The sequence below is a fragment of the Nonlabens sp. MIC269 genome (assembly GCF_001430865.1).
Lineage (GTDB): Bacteria > Bacteroidota > Bacteroidia > Flavobacteriales > Flavobacteriaceae > Nonlabens > Nonlabens tegetincola.
On the sequence record NZ_CP011373.1, the window covers coordinates 911282 to 933106 of the forward strand.

The window sequence follows — 21825 nt, forward strand, 5'->3', positions numbered from 1 at the left end:
CTTTTTTTATTAAATAAATTTAAACCAAAAAAACCAACAATTATGTGCGGAATAGTAGGAGTCTTTGAACTTAAAAAAGACAGTAAAGAACAACGTCAATCAGTATTAGAACTATCAAAAAAATTAAGACATCGTGGTCCAGATTGGTCTGGAATATATTGTGGTGAAAAAGCTATACTTGCTCATGAAAGACTAACTATTGTTGATCCACAATCGGGAGGACAACCCTTGTATAGTCCAGATGGGAAAGTTGTACTTGCAGTTAACGGTGAAATATACAACCACCAAGAAATCAGAAAGCAATACCATGACTATGAATTTCAAACCAAATCAGACTGTGAAGTTATACTAGCGTTATACCAAGAAAAAGGTGTAGACTTTCTAGATGATTTAACAGGCATGTATGGATTTGCACTATACGACAGTGAAAAAGATGTTTTTCTTTGTGCAAGAGATCATCAGGGAATAATACCCTTATATTATGGAACTGACGAACTAGGTCAATTCTATGTTGCTAGTGAATTAAAAGCCTTGGAAGGAACATGCAACGAAATTTCACCTTTCCCACCAGGACATTACTATTACAGTGAAGATAAAGATTTCACAAAATGGTATGATAGAGATTGGAAAGAATATGATGCAGTTAAATCAAATGTAAGCTCAGTTGTCGACTTACGTAAGGCCATGGAAGAATCAGTAAAACGTCATCTTATGAGTGATGTGCCTTATGGTGTTTTATTATCAGGTGGTTTAGATAGCTCTCTAGTAAGTGCAGTCGCAAAGAAATTTGCATCGAGAAGAGTAGAGACAGGAGATCATGCCGATGCGTGGTGGCCACAACTACACAGCTTTGCAATAGGACTTAAAGGTAGCCCAGATCTAGCAGCCGCACAGGTAGTAGCAGACCATATAGGTACCGTGCACCACGAGGTAAACTTTACTATTCAAGAAGGGCTAGATGCGATTAAAGACGTTATTTATTATTTAGAAACATACGACGTTACAACTGTAAGAGCATCAACACCAATGTATTTATTAGCTAGAGTGATTAAGTCTATGGGTATAAAAATGGTTTTATCAGGTGAAGGAAGTGACGAGATTTTTGGTGGTTATCTTTACTTTCATAAGGCACCAAATGCAGAAGAATTTCATAAAGAAACAGTTCGCAAACTAGATACCTTACACCTTTATGACAACTTAAGAGCAAATAAGTCACTTGCAGCTTGGGGAATCGAAGGAAGAGTTCCTTTTCTAGATAAAGAATTTATGGATGTTGCAATGAGACTAAATCCAGAAGATAAGATGTGCAGTAATGGAAAAATGGAGAAGCATATTTTAAGAGAAGCGTTTGAAGACTATCTTCCTAAGAGCGTAGCGTGGCGACAAAAAGAGCAATTTAGTGATGGTGTAGGCTATAGCTGGATAGATACTCTTAAAGAAATGGTTGAAAAGGAAGTTACTGATGAAATGATGGAAGCAGCTCCTTATAAATTTAAAATTAATCCACCACAAAACAAAGAAGAATACTACTACCGCAACATTTTTAGTACACATTTTCCTAGTGACGCTGCTGCCAGTTGCGTACCTAGTTTAAAGTCTGTTGCATGTTCCACACCTGTAGCTCTTGAATGGGATGAAGCATTTAAAAATATGAATGACCCTTCTGGAAGAGCTGTTAGTGGAATTCATGATGATGGATATTAAAATTTTGCTAACTCTTGTTTGTTTCAAAATGCAGTAGTAACTTTGACCACATGTTTACAAGAACTCTTCATACTTGGTGGTGGAATAATACAGCTCAATAGCCGTAAAGTCACCTGTATGTTTAAATAATTTAAATGGTCTACTTTACGGTAGACCATTTTTTTTTGATATGAAATGAATAAAATATTTAAAGCAAAAACAACACACCGGGAAATCCTAGCAGATACGCTTACACCTGTAAGTATTTATCTAAGATTAAGGGACAAGTATCCTAATAGCATCTTACTGGAGAGTAATGAATACGGACAGCGCAATAATAGCTACTCTTTCATTTGCTGCAACCCTATAGCATCATTTGAATTGACAAATGAAGAAGAAATTTCGGTTTTTCCTGATGGCAAAAAATCTGTTATAGATCTAAAAAAGGAGTATCGCCTAACCTCTTGTCTTGAGAATTTCAAAAATCATTTTGAACAGCAAGATCACAAATTCGCATTTCCCATTGAAGGTCTATATGGTTATTTAAGTTATGACGCCGTTCAACATTTTGAAAATATTGAATTCCGCTTTCGCGAAAGCGAAAACATACCACTCGCCTACTATCAGGTTTTTCAAAATGTAATTGTATTTGATCATTTTCATAATCAATTATATGTATTTGATCACGTCTACGAAAATTATATAAGTAGATTAGACGAGGTGTGTTCTATCATCACCCATCGTGATATTGCCACTTACAATTATTATAACACAGGAGAGGAAAACTCTGAGATGAACGATCAATCCTTTAAAGAATTAGTAAAACAAGGAAAAGCCCATTGTAAACGAGGTGATGTTTTTCAGATTGTACTTTCTAGAAAATTCAAGCAATCCTTTAAAGGAGATGACTTTCAAGTGTACCGTCAATTACGAGCTATAAATCCTAGTCCCTATTTATTTTATTTTGACTACGGTAATTTCAGAATATTTGGCTCGTCACCAGAGGCTCAATTAATCGTAAAAAACGATTATGCCAGTATTCAACCTATAGCAGGCACTTACAAAAGAACAGGCAATGACACCGCTGACTATGAAGCTGCTCAAAATCTTAAAAACGACCCTAAGGAAACTGCGGAACATGTTATGTTAGTGGACCTAGCTCGTAATGATTTAAGCAGACATGCAAGAAATGTTCAAGTACAGGATTATCAAAGTATTCACTTTTACTCGCACGTAATTCACATGGTAAGTAAGGTAACAGGAAAAATTCTCGATGAAAAAGACCGATTAGAACTTGTGGGAGATACCTTTCCAGCTGGAACATTAAGCGGCGCTCCCAAATACAATGCCATGCAATTAATTGATAAATACGAAAAAAGTAATCGTGAATTTTATGGTGGTGCGATAGGCTATTTAGGTTTTGACGGAAATTTTAATCACGCCATTATAATCCGTAGTATTTTATCAAGAAATAATCAATTGGAATTTAGAGCTGGTGCAGGTGTTGTAATTGAAAGCAACATCGAAGATGAGACACAAGAGGTTTATAACAAAACAAACGCATTAAGAAAAGCAATAAAATTAGCAAATCATGAAAAATAAGTTTTTGACATTTTTAGCATTTATAGCAATATTGAGTTGCACGACTGGGAGCAAGAAAATTTTTTATGTGGATTATTCAAAAGATCAAAATGGTCTAGCATTACCTAATGCCGATAAATTCTATACTCCAGAAGGTGAAGAATTACGATTGCTAACGGAGGATGAAATCGCTCTAGCTTATGCTATGGATACGAAATTCAATAATATCATTTATCCTAATGAAAATTTTGATGTTTTAATCCTTAAAAAAGAATATAGAAAGGATAAAAATAATATTGTGGAAATCCATATGCGTACATTTAATGATGAAGGTATCGTGTTAGACTCTTTTAAACTTGCTGAGTCTGGAGGAACAGAATATTGTGATGGCTTTTTGACAGAAAGTTTATCCATCGAAAGAGAATGTAATGGTTTTGTTGACAAATACTATATAGACAAGGAGTCCGGTAAATTCATCCAACAGTAACATGAAGAAAATAATTTTAATAGACAACTACGACAGCTTCACTTACAATCTAGTGCATTATCTAGAAGATCTGAATGCAGATGTAACGGTTGTGCGCAACGATGAAATTTCGCCAGAGGATTGTGAAAAGTATGATGCTGTTGTACTATCACCAGGACCGGGAATTCCTAGCGAGGCTGGAAATTTATTACCAATCATTCAATATCTGAAAGATAAAAAGCCACTTTTAGGAATTTGTCTAGGACACCAGGCTATTACAGAAGTTTTTGGTGGTGAAATCATCAATCTAGAAAAGGTTTATCATGGTTTATCCACAAAAATGACTCATAGGAACGATGAATTATTTAAGGACATCCCATCTCAATTTGATGCAGGTAGGTATCACAGCTGGGTAGCAAAAAAAGAGGTTTTTCCAGATGAATTACAAATAACAGCTACAGATGAAAACGATCAAATAATGGCTCTCAGACATTCAACCTTACCAATTTACGGAGTTCAGTTTCATCCAGAAAGCATCATGACACCACACGGAAAAAAAATGCTAGCTAACTTCCTAAATATCATTTAAATGAAAGAAGTTTTAACAGCCTTGTTTGAACATAGAACGCTTTCGCGAAAGCGAGCTCACGAAATCCTTACTGCCATAACAAGTGGTGAGGTAAACGCTAGTCAAATTGCAGCCTTTCTAACGGTATATGGAATGCGCAGTATCACTGTCGAGGAACTTGCAGGGTTTAGGGATGCAATGCTAGAGCAAGCACTTTTGGTAGACTTACAAAAATATAACCCAATCGATCTTTGTGGTACTGGCGGTGATGGTAAGGACACTTTTAATATAAGCACACTGGCCAGTTTTGTAACCGCAGGTGCTGGGATTCCTGTTGCAAAACATGGTAACTATGGTATAAGTTCTGTGAGTGGATCTAGTAATGTCATGGAATATCTAGGCTTTAAATTTACAAACGACCTAGATTTAATAACCAAGCAAATTGAAAAGACTAACATCACTTTTCTTCATGCGCCCTTATTTCATCCGGCTATGAAAGCAGTTGCTCCTATCAGAAAAGAGTTAGGAGTAAAAACATTCTTCAACATGCTAGGACCGTTAGTTAATCCAGCTAGACCCAGATTACAAAGCGTAGGAGTTTTTAATTTACAACTAGCTCGTAATTATGAGTACTTATTTCAAACAGAACCTGATAAGAAATATACCATTTTACATGCGCACGATGGATACGATGAAGTAAGTTTAACTAGTAATACAAGGGTTGCAACACATGATGGAGTTAAGGACCTATCTCCACAAGATTTTAATCTAAATCAATTAAAAGCTGATCAAATTTACGGTGGTAACACGGTAAAAGAGGCTGCAAAAATTTTTACCAATGTACTTGAAAACAAAGCAACTCCCGAACAGCAAAACGTAGTAATTGCAAATGCTGCCACAGCCATATCAATAGTAAGAAACATCTCATTAAAACAAGCGGTAATTGTTGCTAAAGATTCATTAGAGAGTGGTAAAGCATTAAGTAGCTTCAAAAACTTATTAAATATTCATCACGCATAAACCAATTATAATGTCGGATATTTTAGAAAAAATCACCTTACAAACCACTAAGGATGTTATTCAACGACGATCCTTGAAAAGCATACAAGATTTAAGAGAAATGCCTCTTTATTCTCGTAAAACCTTGTCACTTCATGAATCCATTAAAAAAGGTAGCGGCATTATTGCAGAGCATAAACGTCAAAGCCCTAGTAAGGGCAGCTTCAATTGTCCTGCATCTCTTGAAGAGGTTGTGTTGGGTTATGAAAAGGCAGGTGCAAGCGCAATAAGCTGTTTAACTGACACTCCATTCTTTGGCGGAAGTTTACAAGATCTTGAACAAGCCAGAAAACTGATAAACATCCCTATACTAAGAAAGGATTTTATCGTGGACATGTATCAAATTCATGAAGCAAAAGCCTTTGGCGCAGATGCTATTTTATTGATAGCAGCCTGTCTATCTAATGAACAACTTACAACTTTGGCTAATGAAGCACTCAATCTAGAATTAGAAATTCTATTTGAAGTTCACAACTTAACTGAGTTAGAAAATATTAAGAAGGTTACTAAAAACTTGGATCCTGAAAAATTTATAATTGGAGTTAATAACAGAGATCTAAAAAGGTTCAAAACAGACATTCAAAACAGTATTGATTTACTGCCTCATTTTCCTGAGAACGTAATTGCAATAAGTGAGAGTGGCATCTCAAATCCAGCAACTGTAAAAAAACTTCAATCTATAGGTTTTAAAGGTTTTTTAATCGGTGAAAATTTTATGAAAACCGATCAACCTGGTATAAGCTGTTCTACTTTTATTAAAGAAATCACAGTATGATTATAAAGGTTTGTGGCATGCGTGAGCCCAAAAATATAGAAGCACTCCAACAGCTTGATATTGACTTTATGGGTATAATCAAATACCCGAAAAGCAAAAGGTTTGTCGATCAAGATCAATCCCTAGCCATAGAGCAACTTACAATGAATAAAGGCACTGTTGGCGTTTATGTAAACGCCAGTATGCAAGAGATTCTCAATGATATTATTCCTTTACAGTTAGACGTTGTTCAATTACATGGTGATGAGGATCCCGCTTTCGCGAAAGCATTGCTAGAATTAGATCTCAAAATTTTTAAAGCTTTCCAAATAAGTACCGACTATGATTTTGATAGTTTACGCAATTGGGAATCCCTAGCGGCAGAGCATCCCGGTAAGGTTTTTTTCCTTTTTGATACAGCAACCAAACATTATGGAGGATCCGGGAAAAAATTCAATTGGTCAATACTTGAAAACTATAAAGGAAATGTGCCCTTTATACTAAGTGGTGGGATAGGTCCAAATGATGCAACAAACCTTAAAAACCTAAACCATGAAATGTTATTAGGAGTTGATTTGAACTCTCAGTTTGAAATTAGTCCTGGTGAAAAAAATATAGAAACGATTAAGCAATTTATAAAAGAACTACGCAATGAGTAAGTACCAAGTGAATGAACAAGGCTTTTATGGAGAATTCGGTGGTGCCTTTATACCAGAGTTATTGTACCCTAATATTGAAGAATTAAAGAAAAATTATCTCGCTATTGAAAAAAGTGAAAGTTTTCAAAACGAATTCCAACAGTTACTTAAGGACTACGTTGGTAGACCTACTCCTTTATTTCTAGCCCAAAGATTATCTGAGAAATATGGAGCAGAAATCTGGTTAAAACGTGAAGATTTATGTCACACTGGTGCTCACAAAGTTAATAATACGATTGGTCAGATCTTACTTGCTCAACGATTAGGTAAAAAAAGAATCATTGCAGAAACTGGTGCTGGTCAACATGGTGTAGCAACTGCTACGGTTTGTGCTCTTAAGGGTCTTGATTGTATCGTGTATATGGGCGAAAAAGACATTGAACGCCAAGCACCAAATGTAGCGCGCATGAAAATGCTAGGTGCTACTGTAAAACCTGCTACTAGCGGATCCAAAACATTAAAGGATGCTACTAATGAGGCTATGAGAGACTGGATCAATAATCCTGAAGACACGCATTATATTATAGGTTCTGTAGTAGGACCTCATCCTTATCCAGATATGGTAGCTAGGTATCAATCTGTTATTTCACAAGAAATTAAAAATCAAATGGATGGTTTGCCTGATTATGTAATTGCATGTGTAGGTGGTGGATCAAATGCTATGGGTGCATTTTACCATTTTCTTGATGATCCATCGGTAAAATTAGTTGGTGTTGAAGCCGCTGGGTTAGGAATACATACTGACAAAACAGCCGCTACATTAAACCTAGGAACTCCAGGAGTGCTCCACGCAAGTCGTAGTATAATGATGCAAGACAAGGACGGACAAGTTATAGAACCGCATAGTATAAGTGCTGGTTTAGATTATCCAGGAATAGGTCCAGCCCACGCATGGTTAAAAGTAAGTGAACGAGCACAATATATGGCTGTCACAGATGAAGATGCACTCAAGGCTGCTGTTGAATGTAGTCGATTAGAAGGTATTATTCCTGCATTGGAAACTGCTCATGCTTTTTCAGTCCTTAAAGACTTAGACCTAAAATCAACTGATAGGGTAGTTATTAATCTTTCTGGTCGTGGTGATAAAGACATGAACACTTATATGAATGAATTGAATCTCAAATAATATGATCTCGAATAAACTCACGAAATTATTCAACCGTAAGTCGACTGATTTACTAAATATATTTTTCACCGCAGGTTATCCTAAATTAGAGGATACAACAACTATCCTAAATGAATTAGAGAAATCTGGCGTAGATCTTATTGAAATTGGAATTCCATTCAGCGATCCACTAGCAGATGGCCCTACTATTCAAGAAAGCTCTAAAATAGCATTAGAAAATGGTATGAGTATCGAGGTACTGTTTAATCAATTGGAAACCTCAAAACATGATGTTCCAGTACTGCTTATGGGCTATTTTAATCCAGTAATGCAATATGGTATAGAACATTTTTGTAAAAGATGTAAGGATGTCGGTGTGGATGGATTGATAATTCCTGATTTACCATTAGAAGTTTATGCTTCACAATACAAGCATTTGTTTGAGAAATATGATTTATGCAATGTATTTTTAGTGACGCCTCAAACCTCAACAAACCGCATAAAAGAAATAGATGAATTTTCTAATGGTTTCATTTACGCGGTAAGTAGTGCTAGCACTACAGGTACCAAATCCAATTTTGACGATGCTAGCGAATATTTGAACAAATTAAAATCACTTAATCTTAAATCGCCGATTTTAACGGGATTTAATATTAAAACAAGAGAAAACTACCTAGCAGCATGCAAGCACGTGAATGGAGCAATCATAGGTAGTGAATTCATCCGTCAGATTTCAAATCCGAAATCATCTTTACAAGATACCGTTAAAGACTTTGTTTCAAGTATCAAGAATGACTAACTATTGAAGATCATAGTAAATAAAAAGGCCACACAATTGTGTGGCCTTTTTATTTATTAAAATTCATGAATATGGATTTAAGCAACCACTAACTTGATAATAAAATAAGTTAAAAATCATATTATTGCTAATTTACTATATTTATGCAAAATTAATATAGTTATGAAAATTTGCCCTAACTGTTCCTCTCAAAATCAGATAAAAAGCGGTGTTATTAAAGGTAGGCAACGTTACAAATGTAAAGATTGTAACTATAATTTTACCGTTGAAAAAATGGGTAAGAAGATTGATGATTACTATGTTAACAAAGCACTTCAATTATATCTTGAAGGACTCACTTACAGAGAAATAGAGCGTATTTTAGGTATATCACATGTAAGCGTGATGAATTGGGTGAAAAAATATAAAATCAAAAGACCTTACAATAATAAATACCATCCAACTTATAAAATATTAAATCACACAGAACTAGCCAACTACTTCTCAAATATCAATGAATTAAAGGGCGCTGGTGTAGTAGTAACAGAACTTGGCGATAAATTCATGCTTATAAAATGGGAACGATTTAGAGATTAAAAACTATACTATTACCAAATAACTATATTAAATTTTCCTTAACATAAGTTTTTATAGAGGTTAGTAGTGCGATTAATTTGATTATCGCATAACCAAACTCTTAATTATAAACTTATGAAAAACAAGTACATCCCTTTACTTCTATTTCTATTTACAGCTCCCTTTCTGGGCTTTAGTCAAGGCGCTACAGAATATACCGGAGGAATGAAAGTGAAATTAAATGAAGATGGTTCCAAGTATTTCAGAATTATCTCATGGGCTCAATTTTGGGCACAACACACTGATAATACAACGCTCAATTCCACAGGTAATGAAGAAGCCGATCTCAATTTTTCTATTAGACGTGCCCGCATTCTTATGTATGCGCAACTAACTAAAAAATTCCTGATCCTAACTCATTTTGGTCTTAACAGTCAAAATGCCAACAACATGGGACCTGTTGGTAAAAGTGATAGCTCTCAACTATTCTTTCATGACGTATGGGGTGAATGGCAGTTAACTACAGATCACTCAATAGGTGGTGGATTGCATTATTGGAATGGAATATCAAGAGCCAATAATCAAAGTACCTTAAACATGCTCACATTAGACAACAATCGTCAAAGTTGGTCCACGATAGGGTTGAGTGATCAATTTGCTAGACACATGGGCGTTTACTTAAAAGGTAAATTTGGTAATTTACAATACCGAGTTTCAGTAAATGAAGCTATCACAAACAGTCTAGACATCAATGGTACGCCTACCATAAACACAGCAACCTACAATGGTCGTGCTATTTTGGGTGGTGCAGAGGCTAGTAAGAACTATGCTGGTTATTTTGATTATAACTTTCTTGATCAAGAAAGTAATTTTTTACCTTATAAAGTAGGTTCCTATTTGGGTAGTAAACGAGTATTCAATATAGGAGCTGGTTTCTTTTATCATCCTAACGGTTCTACAATATTTGATGCTCAAACTAATGATTTTATAGGTGAAGATGTTTCCATTTTCTCATTAGATGCTTTCTATGACGCACCATTAGGTGACAATGGATCTTCAATTACTGCCTATTTACAATATCAAAACAGCAACTATGGTGAAAATTTCACGTTAGGTCAAACCTATGAGACAGGTAGTATGCTTTATACGCATGTAGGGTATCTATTACCTGGAGATACAGATCGTAAAGTAAAAATACAGCCGTATACTTCCTTTAACTACCGCAGTATAGATGCTATAAATGACAACGCGACTAGATTTGGGATCGGTGGCAATCTATATTTCACAGGCCATCATTCAAAGTTGTCCGTTGAATATTCAAATCAAAAATATGGTAATCTAGATGCAGTAGGAACTTTAACTGTTCAAGGAATGATATATCTGTAACCTAAAATCAATTAATTATGTCTGATAAAAAAGCAAATGCAACAGCATATTGGAAAGAGAACATCAAATATCTTGTAGGACTCTTACTCATATGGTTTCTAGTTTCATACGGCGCCGGAATTCTTTTTAAAGATGCTCTTAATCAATTCAGGTTAGGTGGATTTAAACTTGGGTTTTGGTTTGCCCAACAAGGTTCTATTTATGTTTTCGTCATACTCATTTTCGTTTATGTACGCATTATGAATAAGCTAGACAAAAAATACGGTTTTGACGAAGACTAGTAATTAAAATCATTATACAAATGGTAGTGTTTAAGTACGCTTTCGCGAAAGCGAGATTATCAAAAATCTCATACACTACAATATCAAATAACACTAAAAAAACTTTTCAATTATGGATGTTCAAATTTGGACTTATATTCTAGTAGGAGTCACTTTTGCCTTATACATAGGTATCGCTATCTGGTCACGAGCAGGTTCTACTAAAGAATTTTATGTAGCCGGTGGTGGCGTATCACCACTTGCTAATGGTATGGCTACTGCTGCAGACTGGATGAGCGCCGCATCATTTATCTCTATGGCAGGAATTATTGCCTTTGCTGGTTATGACGGCTCTGTTTACCTCATGGGCTGGACTGGCGGATATGTACTACTAGCCTTATTACTAGCCCCTTACCTAAGAAAGTTTGGGAAATTTACAGTACCAGACTTTATTGGAGATCGTTATTATTCTAAAACCGCTCGACTGGTAGCAGTTTTTTGTGCTCTACTAGTTTCCTTTACTTATGTAGCTGGACAAATGCGAGGTGTAGGACTAGTGTTTTCACGTTTCCTAGAAGTTGAGATTAACACAGGTGTGATCATAGGTATGATAATCGTATTATTTTATGCGGTTTTAGGTGGTATGAAAGGAATAACCTATACTCAGGTAGCACAATATTGTGTTTTAATATTTGCCTTTACCGTTCCTGCAATATTTATCTCTATCCAAATGACAGGAAACCCTATTCCACAATTAGGAATGGGTAGTGAAATGGTAGATGGATCTGGATATTTACTGGATAAACTAGATGGATTAAGTACAGAACTAGGTTTCAATGCCTATACAGATGGTTCAAAGTCTATGATTGATGTATTTGCAATTACTCTTGCTTTAATGGTAGGTACCGCAGGATTACCTCACGTGATTGTCCGTTTTTTTACGGTGAAACGTGTAAAAGATGCTCGTAAAAGTGCAGGATGGGCCTTGTTACTTATTGCAATTCTTTATACCATGGCACCTGCAGTAGCAGTATTTGCAAAAACTAATATGATTGACAGTGTAGTTGGTAAATCCTATGCCGATCAACCAGAATGGTTAAAGAACTATGAAGAAATTGGATTGATTGCATGGGCAGATAAAAATGGAGATGGGAAAATTCAATACGGGCCTGGAAATGCATTTGTAGGTAATAAAAACAAACCTATGTATGATGAAAAAAATAGATCTGCAATCGGCAATAGAATTACCACAAATGCAGATACTGCTGTAGCCAACGAACTTTATGTAGATAGAGACATTATGGTTCTTGCAAATCCTGAAATTGCAAATTTACCTGATTGGGTAATCGCTCTGGTTGCTGCCGGTGGTCTTGCTGCAGCTTTATCTACAGCAGCAGGATTATTGTTAGTTATTTCTTCATCTGTATCTCATGATTTAATCAAAAAGGTAGTAAATCCTAATATCTCAGAAAAAGGTGAGTTAATCGCTGCACGTTTAAGTGCTGTAGGTGCTGTGTGTGTAGCTGGTTATTTCGGTATCAATCCTCCAGGATTTGTGGCTGCTGTTGTGGCATTAGCTTTTGGACTAGCTGCTGCATCATTTTTCCCTGCGATTATACTGGGAATTTTCTACAAGCGTATGAATAAACAAGGTGCTATTGCTGGTATGGTAGTAGGTATCGTTTGTATGCTACTTTACATGATAAAATATAAATTAGGATGGTTTGATGCCACCTTACCTAGTAAAGAAGAATGGTGGTTTGGTATCTCTCCAGAAGGGTTTGGTAGCATCGCTATGCTCGTAAACTTTGTGGTAAGTCTTGTGGTATGTCACCTGACTAGCGCTCCTCCAAAAGACGTTCAGGAAATTGTGGAGAATATTCGTATTCCTAGTGGTGCTGGTGAGGCTACTGGACATTAATAATTACAAACCTGGTAACATGCAAGGTTTCCCTAAACTTTGTATGTTATCTGGTTTTACGGTGTATTAACACCTATTTTTTCTGAACATAGCAAAGCTTATAATAATTTAAAAAACCGATATTTAAGGTATCAAAGATTATTTAAACTAGTATTTCAGTACTAAGCATGAAAAAAAGACACCAACAAAAGTTAGTCATACTTTCAATAGCTCTAGTCATATTTTTGAACATCCCAATCTTATGGATATTCAATTATAGCGATTCCATCCTTGGAGTGCCTATTTTATATGCCTACATATTCTTTATGTGGTTGGTAAGTATTTTCATTACTTATTTAATTGTAAAACGCTATGCCTAATTATGCTCTTATAATAGTAATAGTGTGCTACCTACTTCTCCTATTTGGAATGGGGATTTGGGCCGATCGTAGATCTAATTCAAAATGGGTTCACAATCCTTGGGTGTACTCACTTTCACTTGCTGTTTATTGTAGTGCTTGGACTTACTATGGCAGTGTAGGAATTGCTGCTACTGATGGTATAGGCTTTTTAACCACTTACCTAGGTCCGGTTATCGCGCTACCCTTATGGATTTTAGTAATGAAACGCATTGTTTTAGTATCAAAGCAACATCAAGTATCTAGCATCGCAGACTTTATATCACTACGATATGGTAATAATCGATCCATTGGAGCTATAGTAACCGTTATTTGTGTTATCGCTGTTGTTCCCTATATAGCATTGCAATTAAAAGCTGTATCAGAAACATTTGATATTTTGACTACAGGTGATAAAAGCAATTCATTACTTACAGATAGTACTTTTTACATAGCGATTTTACTCGCCGTGTTTGCTGCACTTTTTGGCACACAAACTACTGATGCTTCACAACAACGCAGTGGGCTTATGTTCTCTGTTGCTATTGAAAGTGTTTTAAAACTCATATTCTTTTTAATTATAGGGATATATGCAACGTTCTATCTATTTGATGGAACTATTGATATCTATAATCAAATAAGCGCACTGGAAGAATTTGACAAACTGGCCACCTTTGAAAATATGGAATCGAGTATCAATTGGTATTTTATGATCGCCCTATCCTTTTTTGCCATATTTCTACTTCCCAGACAATTCCAAGCGAGCGTCGTGGAAAACACGTCTACCAACCATTTAAAAAAAGCAAGTTGGGTTTTTCCATTGTATTTATTGCTATTCAACGTATTTGTAATATTTATTGCTTGGGCAGGAAAATTAGTATTAGGCAATCAGGTTAATCCAGATTATTATACCTTGTTTTTACCCTTGCATCATGGTCACAAATTAATCGGATTAATGGTTTTTCTAGGTGGGCTTTCCTCCGTAATCTCAATGGTAGTAGTAAGCGCACTGGCATTGAGCACTATGGTAAGTAACAATTTAATTATACCCTACGGTTTTCTTAAGGTACTTAATAAAAACAATTCTGAAAGTAATTTTCAAACCATTAAAAACATTAGACGAGTTGCGATCTTCAGTTTAATAATTGGTGCTTATATTTTCTATGTCAACTTCAATATTGAGCTATCACTTTTTAGTATTGGGTTAATCGCATTTGTCATAATCGCACAACTGGCCCCAGCATTTTTCATAGGTTTATTTTGGAATAGAGGTAGTGCAACAGCTGCAAAAATGGGCATACTAGCAGGTTCAACTGTTACCTTTTACACGCTCGCACTACCTTTTATTACAGATGTTTTTGTTTCCAATAGTAAATTTACAAGTGATGGACCTTTTGGTTGGGAACTTTTAAAACCTTATGCCCTATTCGGGTTAGATTTTATGCCACCTGTACCACACGCTTTCTTTTGGTCAATGGTGATCAACCTTATGTTCTATCTCGTTTTTTCAGTTATTCGTAAAGGAAATTATCGAGAACGTAATTACGCCGAAATGGTGGTTAATGCAAGCAGTCTTAAAATGGGTGAAAATGCCTATGTATGGAAAGGCGAGGCAAATAAAACCGATATAGAGCAAGTCCTCATAAGATTTTTAGGAGCCAAAAAAACCCATCGAGCTCTTACCTTATTTTACCGTAAATACAACATAAACCCCAATGAAGAAAAGGCCGACGCTAGATTAGTCAACTTTTCTGAAAAAATACTAACGGGCTCCATAGGTGCTGCTAGTGCAAAGCTCATGATTGGTAGCGTTGTAAAAGAACAACCTGTCACTCTACCAGAAGTTCTCAAGATACTTGAAGAAAATAAAGAAACTATAAGTGCAAACAAGCAACTACAGCAACAATCTTATGATCTTCAAAGATTAACCGACAGTTTGCAGCAGGCAAACGAAGCTTTGATTGAGAAAGACAAGCAAAAAGATGAATTTCTTGACACCGTTGCTCATGAACTCAAAACACCTACAGCCTCAATAAGAGCAGCGAGTGAAATTCTAGCAGATGATGATGACATGCCAGAAGAACTCAGGCAAAAATTCCTGAATAACATCGTTGCCGATGCTGACCGTTTGAGTGTTTTAATCACCAACATTCTAGATCTAGAGAAATTATCTAGTGGTAGAGAAATCATGCATAAAAGAACCAATAACCTACAATCAACAGTTAAAAAAGCGGTTGACGGCATCTATCAATTGGCTAGTAAAAAAGGAGTTAAAATTGATGCATCGCAAGTTGAAGATGTTACACTGGTTTACGATGAGGATCGTATCCTTCAGGTTTTTACTAATTTATTGAGTAACAGTATCAAATTTGTTCCTGAACATAACGGCCACATCAATATCAATGGTAAAGATCTAGGAAATCGCGTAAAGCTCACCTTTGAGGATAACGGTAAGGGAATTCCTCAAGAAGACATGAAATACATATTTGAAAAATTCTATCAATCAAATAATCAAAACATCAAAAAACCTTTAGGTAGTGGTATGGGATTAGCCATCAGTCGTCAAATCATTGAAAGCCATAACGGCATCATTGAAATAGATAAAAACTACCTTAAAGGAGCTAGATTCATTATTGAATTACAAAAAGAAAATGCATGAAAAAATTACTAATAGTAGACGATGAACCTAATATAGTTATGTCCTTGGAATACGCATTTCAAAAACAAAACTACAATGTTTTTATCGCTAGGGATGGAAGCGAGGCTCTTAAAATAATGGAGCAAGAGATTCCTGATCTGGTTATCCTAGACATTATGATGCCACAAGTAGATGGGTATGAAACTATCGCTAGAATTAAAGATAATCCCGCTTTCGCGAAAGCGAAAATCATATTTCTATCTGCAAAAAATAAAGCCGCCGACATTGAAAAGGGCCTTTCCTTAGGCGCCGACCTCTACTTCACAAAACCTTTTTCAGTCAAAAAACTTATAACAGCAGTAAATGACCTCATACGCATATAATTAACCTCAAAAAAACAACTTAACATGAGTAATTACCACATAAAACACCTTGAAGAATACTGGCAAGTATACCGCAAATCAGTACGAAATCCTGAAAATTTTTGGGAAGAAATAGCAGAGGAACATTTCCTCTGGCGCAAAAAATGGAACAACGTTCTCTCTTGGGATTTTACCAAACCAGAGATAAAATGGTTTGAAGGAGCTCAACTTAATATCACAGAAAATTGTTTAGACAGACACCTAGCAACAAGGGCCGATAAAACTGCTATTTTATTTGAACCTAATGACCCCAATGAAGAAACCCAGCACATAACCTATAAAGAGTTACACAAGCGAGTTTCTACCATGGCAAATGTTCTCAAATCTCAAGGAGTACAAAAAGGAGATCGAGTATGTATTTATCTTCCTATGATTCCAGAACTTGCCATTGCTGTGCTTGCTTGTGCTAGGATAGGAGCCATTCACTCAGTAGTTTTTGCAGGTTTCAGCGCCACGGCACTTGCAACAAGAATTAACGATTGTGACTGTAAATTAATAATATGTAGTGATGGAAGTTATAGAGGTAACAAGACCATTGATTTAAAGAAAATTGTTGACGAGGCATTAGAGGACTGTCCTGGTTTAACAACCAGCCTAGTAGTAAAAAGAACAGGTGGTGAAGTTACCATGAAAGATGGTCGCGATAAATGGCTAGCACCTTTATTAGATACAGCCGATTCAGTTTGTAAAGCTACTGTAATGGATGCCGAGGATCCTTTGTTTATTCTGTATACTTCAGGTTCTACCGGCAAACCTAAAGGTATGGTGCATACCACTGCGGGATACATGGTATATGCAGCCTACAGTTTTAAGAACGTATTCCAGTATAGAGAAAATGATATTTATTGGTGTACTGCAGATATAGGATGGATTACAGGACACAGTTATATTGTATATGGGCCGTTATGTAACGGTGCTACCACGGTCATGTTTGAAGGTGTCCCTAGTTATCCAGACTACAGTAGGTTTTGGCAAATTGTTGAAAAGCATAAAGTAACTCAATTTTATACTGCTCCTACTGCGATTCGAGCTTTGGCAAAACAGCATATCGATTTTGTTAACAAACACGACTTGAGCTCACTAAAAGTTCTAGGAACTGTAGGAGAGCCTATTAATGAAGAAGCATGGCACTGGTACAACGATAATGTAGGAAAACAAAACAGCCCGATAGTAGATACATGGTGGCAAACAGAAACAGGTGGTATTATGATAAGTCCTATTCCCTACTCTACTCCTACAATCCCAACCTTTGCTACATTACCGCTACCAGGAATTCAACCAGCCCTAATGGATGAAAACGCGCAGGAGATTAAAGGGAATCAAGTTGAAGGTAGATTATGTATCAAATTTCCATGGCCATCCATCGCACGTACTATATACGGTAACCACGACCGCTATCGTGATACTTATTTTAGCGCATACAAAAACATGTATTTCACAGGCGATGGCGCACGACGAGATGCTGTAGGTTATTATCGTATTACAGGTCGTGTAGACGATGTTATAATTGTGAGCGGACATAATTTAGGTACAGCACCAATTGAAGATGCAATAAATGAACATCCTGCAGTCGCAGAAAGTGCAATAGTAGGCTTCCCTCATGATGTTAAAGGAAATGCACTTTACGGTTACATCACATTAAAGGAAACAGGTGAAGATCGCAATCAAGATAACCTGCGCAAGGAAATCAATCAGCTTATTACAGACCGTATAGGACCTATCGCAAAATTGGATAAGATTCAATTTACTAACGGTTTACCAAAAACCCGTAGTGGTAAAATCATGCGTAGAATTTTACGTAAAATAGCAAGTAACGATACGGCCAACTTAGGTGATACCAGTACACTTTTAAACCCAGAAACTGTTCAACAAATTATGGACAATAAACTGGTATAAGTTAAAATAATCTAATTTTTTAGAATTTCGCTTTCGCGAAAGCGAATCCTATACTATGTTTGCACCGTAATGAAAAAACAAAACCTACATCATCATCATTTAATTTACTCGCAACAGGCGTGCAAATGATGTATTGATGTAAGTCAACTATATTTATTAACCCGTCTGTTTTGCAGACGGGTTTTTTGTTTTTACAATCATAAACTCTATGCAAATCAAATAACAGATAACACAGAGTTTAAAAGAAAAATGAATACAACAGAAAACAAAACAAACGATAAAGTCTCTAATACTAGCATGAAAATAGCAGTTCAAAAATCAGGAAGATTAAGCGATAAGAGCTTACAATTATTAAAAGACTGTGGAATCAAGTTTGACAATAGCTCTCGTAAATTGTCTACTAAAGCTAAGAATTTTCCACTAGAAATTTTATTTCTTAGAGATGATGATATTCCACAATATGTGGCAAATGGAGTAGCAGATTTAGGGATTCTAGGACTTAATGAAGTAGAAGAAAAAGATCAAGCGGTAGATGTAATAAAACAACTAGGATTTGCAGGATGCCGTTTAAGTCTAGCCGTTCAAAAAGATGTGGATTACACAGGACTAGACTGGTTTGAAGGTAAAAAAATAGCAAGTAGTTATACCACCATTGTCAAAAAATTCTTTGCTAGTAAAGGGATAAACGCCACAACCGAAGAAATAGGTGGTAGTGTAGAGATCGCTCCAGGTATAGGACTTGCAGATGGTATTTGCGATATAGTTTCTACCGGATCAACATTGATCATGAATGGTCTTAAAGAAGTTGAAACTATCATGTATAGTGAGGCCGTGATGATTGCAAACAAACAACTGGACGGTGAAAAGGCAGCTCTTTTAAATAAACTACTCTTTAGACTAGAAGCAGTACAAAATGCTAAAAAGAATAAATACATTCTGCTTAATGCTCCCAATGAAAAGATTGATGAAATTACACGACTTCTTCCTGGTATGAAAAGCCCTACGGTGTTACCACTTGCAGAAGAAGGATGGTCTAGTTTACACAGCGTTATCGAAGAAGAAGATTTTTGGAATGTAATAGATCAACTTAAAGAAGCTGGTGCCGAAGGAATATTGGTGAGCGATATTCAAAAACTTATTGCATAATGTTACAAATTATTCAAAGCCCTACTCGGGAACAACAAGCAGATCTTTTACAGAGACCTCAACAGCAAAAAGCAAACGTAGATACCGCAGTAAAAGAAATTTTAAATCAAGTTAAACAACAAGGTGATAGTGCCTTAATCGAGTTTGCTCAACGATATGACAATGCTAGTTTAAGCAGTTTAAAAGTAAGTAATCAAGAAGTTACTGCAGCCACAAATAAAGTAAGTAACGAATTAAAAGAGGCGATAAAAACAGCTTACCAAAATATTTATAAGTTTCACAAGGCTTGTTATACCAAGGAATATCCTGTTATTGAAACCATGCCAGGAATCACTTGCTGGCGTAAATCACTTCCTATTGAAAAAGTAGGCTTGTATATTCCTGGTGGTAGTGCTCCTTTATTTTCTACTGTACTTATGCTAGGTGTTCCTGCTCAAATTGCAGGTAACAAACAAGTGATTCTTTGCAGTCCAACAGATAGTGATGGTGCAATAAATCCAGTAGTTTTATACACTGCACAATTATGTGGCATTACCGAAATATATAAGGCTGGCGGCGCAGGAGCAATAGCAGCTATGACTTATGGCACAGCCACAATTCCTGCAGTTGATAAAATATTTGGACCTGGTAATTCTTTTGTTACTAGAGCCAAAGAACTCGCTCAACAGCAAGGTGTCGCGATTGACATGCCTGCTGGACCTAGTGAAGTTCTTGTAATTGCTGACAAAACAGCTAATCCAGATTTTATTGCAGCCGATTTGCTAGCGCAAGCAGAACACGGACCTGACAGCCAAGTAATTTTACTTACTGAATCTAGTGAGCTTGCCACCCGAGTTACAGATTCAGTTCAAGAGCAACTGGCAGAATTAGATAGGAAAGACATAGCTAGCGCAGCACTTCAAAATAGTAAAATAATCGTTTTAGAATCGATTCAAGAATGTGTGAACTGGTCCGATTTCTATGCTCCAGAACACCTTATCATAAACACTAAGGACGCAGAAAAAGTGTCTTCGCAAATAAATATTGCCGGTTCCATTTTTATAGGTGCTTACACTTGTGAAAGTTTAGGAGATTACGCTAGTGGTACAAACCACACATTACCTACTTATGGATATGCACGCAATTATAGTGGTGTGAGTGTAGATAGCTTTGTCAACAAGGTAACATATCAAAAAGCCACCTCACAAGGAATTAAAAATTTAGGCCCAGCTGTGGAATTAATGGCGGCGGCAGAAGGATTAGGTGCTCACAAAAATGCGGTGAGCGTTAGATTGAAAAGTTTAAAATCACAAGGTATCTAGTTTCATTCAACTGTAAAATATTATGACATTTAATTTAAAAGATATCGTACGTAAGAATATTTGGGACCTGAAACCTTATTCTAGTGCACGCAGTGAATTTGACCTGTACAATAGCGGTAAAAACAAATTGACCTTATTAGATGCAAATGAAAATCCGCAAGGGCAATTAAATCGTTATCCGGATCCTTTACAACTAGAATTAAAGAAAGAACTAGCTTATCAAAAGAAATTATCCGTAGATCAAATATTTGTAGGTAATGGAAGTGATGAGGCTATTGACCTACTTTACCGAATATTCTGTAATCCAGGTAAGGACAAAACCTTAATTCTTCCTCCTACTTATGGTATGTATGAGGTAAGCGCTGGCATTAATGATATTGAGGTTTTAAAAGCACCACTTAATTCGGCATTTGAGATTGATTTTGATGCGGTCAACAATCAAATTACAAATAATGAAAACTTAAAAATTATTTGGATTTGCTCGCCTAATAATCCTACTGGAAATGCCATTTTAAAAGCAGATCTTAAACACGATTGGCAAGCTCAAAACTATACTAAAGGTGGTATGATGGACCTTCCCTTTAACCCAGCTTTTGAGGAAGAAATGCAAGAGAATCAAGAAAGGTTGGACAAGCTATTTAATAATTTTAAAGGGATTATTGTAGTCGATGAAGCCTATCAAGATTTTACAGAAAATATAAGTTTTATTAATAGATTACAGGATTACCCTAATCTTGTTGTCCTACAAACTATGTCAAAGGCACAAGGACTAGCTGCAGCTCGAGTAGGATTTGCTTTTGCAAGTAAAGAAATTATTGAACTTTTTAATAAGACTAAGCCACCCTACAACGTAAATGAATTATCGCAAAAAGCAGCGTTATCAGCGATAAGAAATGTTGAACAAGCTCAAAAAAGTATTACTACGTTAAATGCAAATAGGAAATGGCTAAGTGAACAATTAGATACATTTGATTTTATAAATAAGGTGTTCCCTAGCGAAGCTAATTTTATACTTGCCCGTGTAAAAAATGCCGACCACGTATACAACTACTTGAGAGATCAAGGCATTATTATACGTAACCGTAGTAGTCAAATTGAAAACACATTACGTTTCACTGTAGGTACTATGCAAGAATGCGAGGAAATGGTACTAGCATTAAACAATTATCAAAAACAAGTCCAGTAAACTTTAAACCAATTAAGCAAACCT

20 protein-coding genes are annotated in these 21825 nt (G+C 36.0%); all 20 read left to right on the top strand.

Annotation, left to right across the window (positions count from 1 at the left end):
* The first annotated feature begins 42 nt into the window (after positions 1 to 42).
* The 20 genes from asnB to AAT17_RS04350 all read left to right on the top strand — a co-directional run bounded on the left by asnB (position 43) and on the right by AAT17_RS04350 (position 21801).
* Positions 43 to 1704, top strand: coding sequence for an asparagine synthase B (gene asnB / locus AAT17_RS04260; protein WP_060523036.1), 1662 nt, complete (start codon positions 43 to 45; stop codon positions 1702 to 1704).
* Between the two features lie 174 nt (positions 1705 to 1878).
* Complete coding sequence (locus AAT17_RS04265) at positions 1879 to 3285, top strand: anthranilate synthase component I family protein (RefSeq protein ID WP_060523037.1); 1407 nt, start codon at positions 1879 to 1881, stop codon at positions 3283 to 3285.
* Between the two features lie 67 nt (positions 3286 to 3352).
* Positions 3353 to 3751: a hypothetical protein gene (locus AAT17_RS04270; RefSeq protein ID WP_157539221.1), complete on the top strand. Its 399-nt coding sequence runs from the start codon at positions 3353 to 3355 to the stop codon at positions 3749 to 3751.
* Between the two features lies 1 nt (position 3752).
* The gene (locus tag AAT17_RS04275) at positions 3753 to 4319 is read left to right on the top strand and encodes an aminodeoxychorismate/anthranilate synthase component II (protein ID WP_060523039.1); all 567 of its coding nucleotides are present in this window, start codon (positions 3753 to 3755) and stop codon (positions 4317 to 4319) included.
* Positions 4320 to 5318, top strand: a complete 999-nt coding sequence (gene trpD, locus AAT17_RS04280; protein WP_060523040.1) for an anthranilate phosphoribosyltransferase — start codon at positions 4320 to 4322, stop codon at positions 5316 to 5318.
* A gap of 10 nt (positions 5319 to 5328) precedes the next feature.
* The gene (trpC, locus tag AAT17_RS04285; RefSeq protein WP_060523041.1) at positions 5329 to 6132 is read left to right on the top strand and encodes an indole-3-glycerol phosphate synthase TrpC; all 804 of its coding nucleotides are present in this window, start codon (positions 5329 to 5331) and stop codon (positions 6130 to 6132) included.
* Entirely contained in the window at positions 6129 to 6770 is a 642-nt protein-coding gene (locus AAT17_RS04290) for a phosphoribosylanthranilate isomerase (RefSeq protein ID WP_060523042.1), read from the top strand. Before trpC ends, AAT17_RS04290 begins: the two co-directional genes overlap by 4 nt.
* Positions 6763 to 7935 (top strand): tryptophan synthase subunit beta, encoded by a 1173-nt coding sequence (trpB, locus tag AAT17_RS04295; RefSeq protein WP_060523043.1) that lies wholly within the window; start codon positions 6763 to 6765, stop codon positions 7933 to 7935. Before AAT17_RS04290 ends, trpB begins: the two co-directional genes overlap by 8 nt.
* A gap of 1 nt (position 7936) precedes the next feature.
* The gene (gene trpA, locus AAT17_RS04300; protein WP_060523044.1) at positions 7937 to 8713 is read left to right on the top strand and encodes a tryptophan synthase subunit alpha; all 777 of its coding nucleotides are present in this window, start codon (positions 7937 to 7939) and stop codon (positions 8711 to 8713) included.
* A gap of 162 nt (positions 8714 to 8875) precedes the next feature.
* Positions 8876 to 9289: a helix-turn-helix domain-containing protein gene (locus AAT17_RS04305; protein ID WP_042278811.1), complete on the top strand. Its 414-nt coding sequence runs from the start codon at positions 8876 to 8878 to the stop codon at positions 9287 to 9289.
* A 114-nt stretch (positions 9290 to 9403) separates the two neighbouring features.
* Entirely contained in the window at positions 9404 to 10654 is a 1251-nt protein-coding gene (locus AAT17_RS04310; RefSeq protein ID WP_060523045.1) for a hypothetical protein, read from the top strand.
* 17 nt (positions 10655 to 10671) lie between these two features.
* The gene (locus tag AAT17_RS04315) at positions 10672 to 10935 is read left to right on the top strand and encodes a DUF4212 domain-containing protein (RefSeq protein WP_042278806.1); all 264 of its coding nucleotides are present in this window, start codon (positions 10672 to 10674) and stop codon (positions 10933 to 10935) included.
* A 112-nt stretch (positions 10936 to 11047) separates the two neighbouring features.
* Positions 11048 to 12835, top strand: a complete 1788-nt coding sequence (locus AAT17_RS04320) for a sodium:solute symporter family protein (protein WP_060523046.1) — start codon at positions 11048 to 11050, stop codon at positions 12833 to 12835.
* Positions 12836 to 13002: 167 nt separating this feature from the next.
* A complete protein-coding gene (locus tag AAT17_RS13055) occupies positions 13003 to 13194 on the top strand; it encodes a hypothetical protein (RefSeq protein ID WP_082586898.1) in 192 nt (63 codons plus the stop codon).
* Positions 13187 to 15871 carry a sensor histidine kinase gene (locus tag AAT17_RS04325; protein WP_060523047.1) on the top strand — a complete coding sequence of 895 codons (2685 nt, stop codon included), beginning with the start codon at positions 13187 to 13189 and terminating at the stop codon, positions 15869 to 15871. The genes AAT17_RS13055 and AAT17_RS04325 overlap by 8 nt, the downstream gene beginning before the upstream one ends.
* Positions 15868 to 16233 carry a response regulator transcription factor gene (locus AAT17_RS04330; protein ID WP_042278803.1) on the top strand — a complete coding sequence of 122 codons (366 nt, stop codon included), beginning with the start codon at positions 15868 to 15870 and terminating at the stop codon, positions 16231 to 16233. Before AAT17_RS04325 ends, AAT17_RS04330 begins: the two co-directional genes overlap by 4 nt.
* 24 nt (positions 16234 to 16257) lie before the next feature.
* Positions 16258 to 18168, top strand: a complete 1911-nt coding sequence (acs, locus tag AAT17_RS04335; RefSeq protein WP_060523048.1) for an acetate--CoA ligase — start codon at positions 16258 to 16260, stop codon at positions 18166 to 18168.
* A gap of 249 nt (positions 18169 to 18417) precedes the next feature.
* Complete coding sequence (gene hisG / locus AAT17_RS04340; protein ID WP_042278802.1) at positions 18418 to 19314, top strand: ATP phosphoribosyltransferase; 897 nt, start codon at positions 18418 to 18420, stop codon at positions 19312 to 19314.
* Positions 19314 to 20615 (top strand): histidinol dehydrogenase, encoded by a 1302-nt coding sequence (gene hisD / locus AAT17_RS04345; protein WP_060523049.1) that lies wholly within the window; start codon positions 19314 to 19316, stop codon positions 20613 to 20615. Before hisG ends, hisD begins: the two co-directional genes overlap by 1 nt.
* 22 nt (positions 20616 to 20637) lie before the next feature.
* Positions 20638 to 21801 carry a histidinol-phosphate transaminase gene (locus AAT17_RS04350; protein ID WP_060523050.1) on the top strand — a complete coding sequence of 388 codons (1164 nt, stop codon included), beginning with the start codon at positions 20638 to 20640 and terminating at the stop codon, positions 21799 to 21801.
* The last annotated feature ends 24 nt before the right edge of the window (positions 21802 to 21825 follow it).

Coding starts and splice junctions, on each gene's coding strand:
- AAT17_RS04305 (WP_042278811.1), top strand. CDS start 8,876: ATGAAAATTTGCCCTAACTGTTCCTCTCAAAATCAGATAAAAAGCGGT.
- AAT17_RS04275 (WP_060523039.1), top strand. CDS start 3,753: ATGAAGAAAATAATTTTAATAGACAACTACGACAGCTTCACTTACAAT.
- asnB (WP_060523036.1), top strand. CDS start 43: ATGTGCGGAATAGTAGGAGTCTTTGAACTTAAAAAAGACAGTAAAGAA.
- hisD (WP_060523049.1), top strand. CDS start 19,314: ATGTTACAAATTATTCAAAGCCCTACTCGGGAACAACAAGCAGATCTT.
- trpD (WP_060523040.1), top strand. CDS start 4,320: ATGAAAGAAGTTTTAACAGCCTTGTTTGAACATAGAACGCTTTCGCGA.
- hisG (WP_042278802.1), top strand. CDS start 18,418: ATGAATACAACAGAAAACAAAACAAACGATAAAGTCTCTAATACTAGC.
- AAT17_RS04330 (WP_042278803.1), top strand. CDS start 15,868: ATGAAAAAATTACTAATAGTAGACGATGAACCTAATATAGTTATGTCC.
- trpC (WP_060523041.1), top strand. CDS start 5,329: ATGTCGGATATTTTAGAAAAAATCACCTTACAAACCACTAAGGATGTT.
- trpA (WP_060523044.1), top strand. CDS start 7,937: ATGATCTCGAATAAACTCACGAAATTATTCAACCGTAAGTCGACTGAT.
- AAT17_RS04325 (WP_060523047.1), top strand. CDS start 13,187: ATGCCTAATTATGCTCTTATAATAGTAATAGTGTGCTACCTACTTCTC.
- AAT17_RS04265 (WP_060523037.1), top strand. CDS start 1,879: ATGAATAAAATATTTAAAGCAAAAACAACACACCGGGAAATCCTAGCA.
- AAT17_RS04350 (WP_060523050.1), top strand. CDS start 20,638: ATGACATTTAATTTAAAAGATATCGTACGTAAGAATATTTGGGACCTG.
- AAT17_RS04310 (WP_060523045.1), top strand. CDS start 9,404: ATGAAAAACAAGTACATCCCTTTACTTCTATTTCTATTTACAGCTCCC.
- AAT17_RS04290 (WP_060523042.1), top strand. CDS start 6,129: ATGATTATAAAGGTTTGTGGCATGCGTGAGCCCAAAAATATAGAAGCA.
- AAT17_RS04315 (WP_042278806.1), top strand. CDS start 10,672: ATGTCTGATAAAAAAGCAAATGCAACAGCATATTGGAAAGAGAACATC.
- AAT17_RS13055 (WP_082586898.1), top strand. CDS start 13,003: ATGAAAAAAAGACACCAACAAAAGTTAGTCATACTTTCAATAGCTCTA.
- AAT17_RS04320 (WP_060523046.1), top strand. CDS start 11,048: ATGGATGTTCAAATTTGGACTTATATTCTAGTAGGAGTCACTTTTGCC.
- trpB (WP_060523043.1), top strand. CDS start 6,763: ATGAGTAAGTACCAAGTGAATGAACAAGGCTTTTATGGAGAATTCGGT.
- acs (WP_060523048.1), top strand. CDS start 16,258: ATGAGTAATTACCACATAAAACACCTTGAAGAATACTGGCAAGTATAC.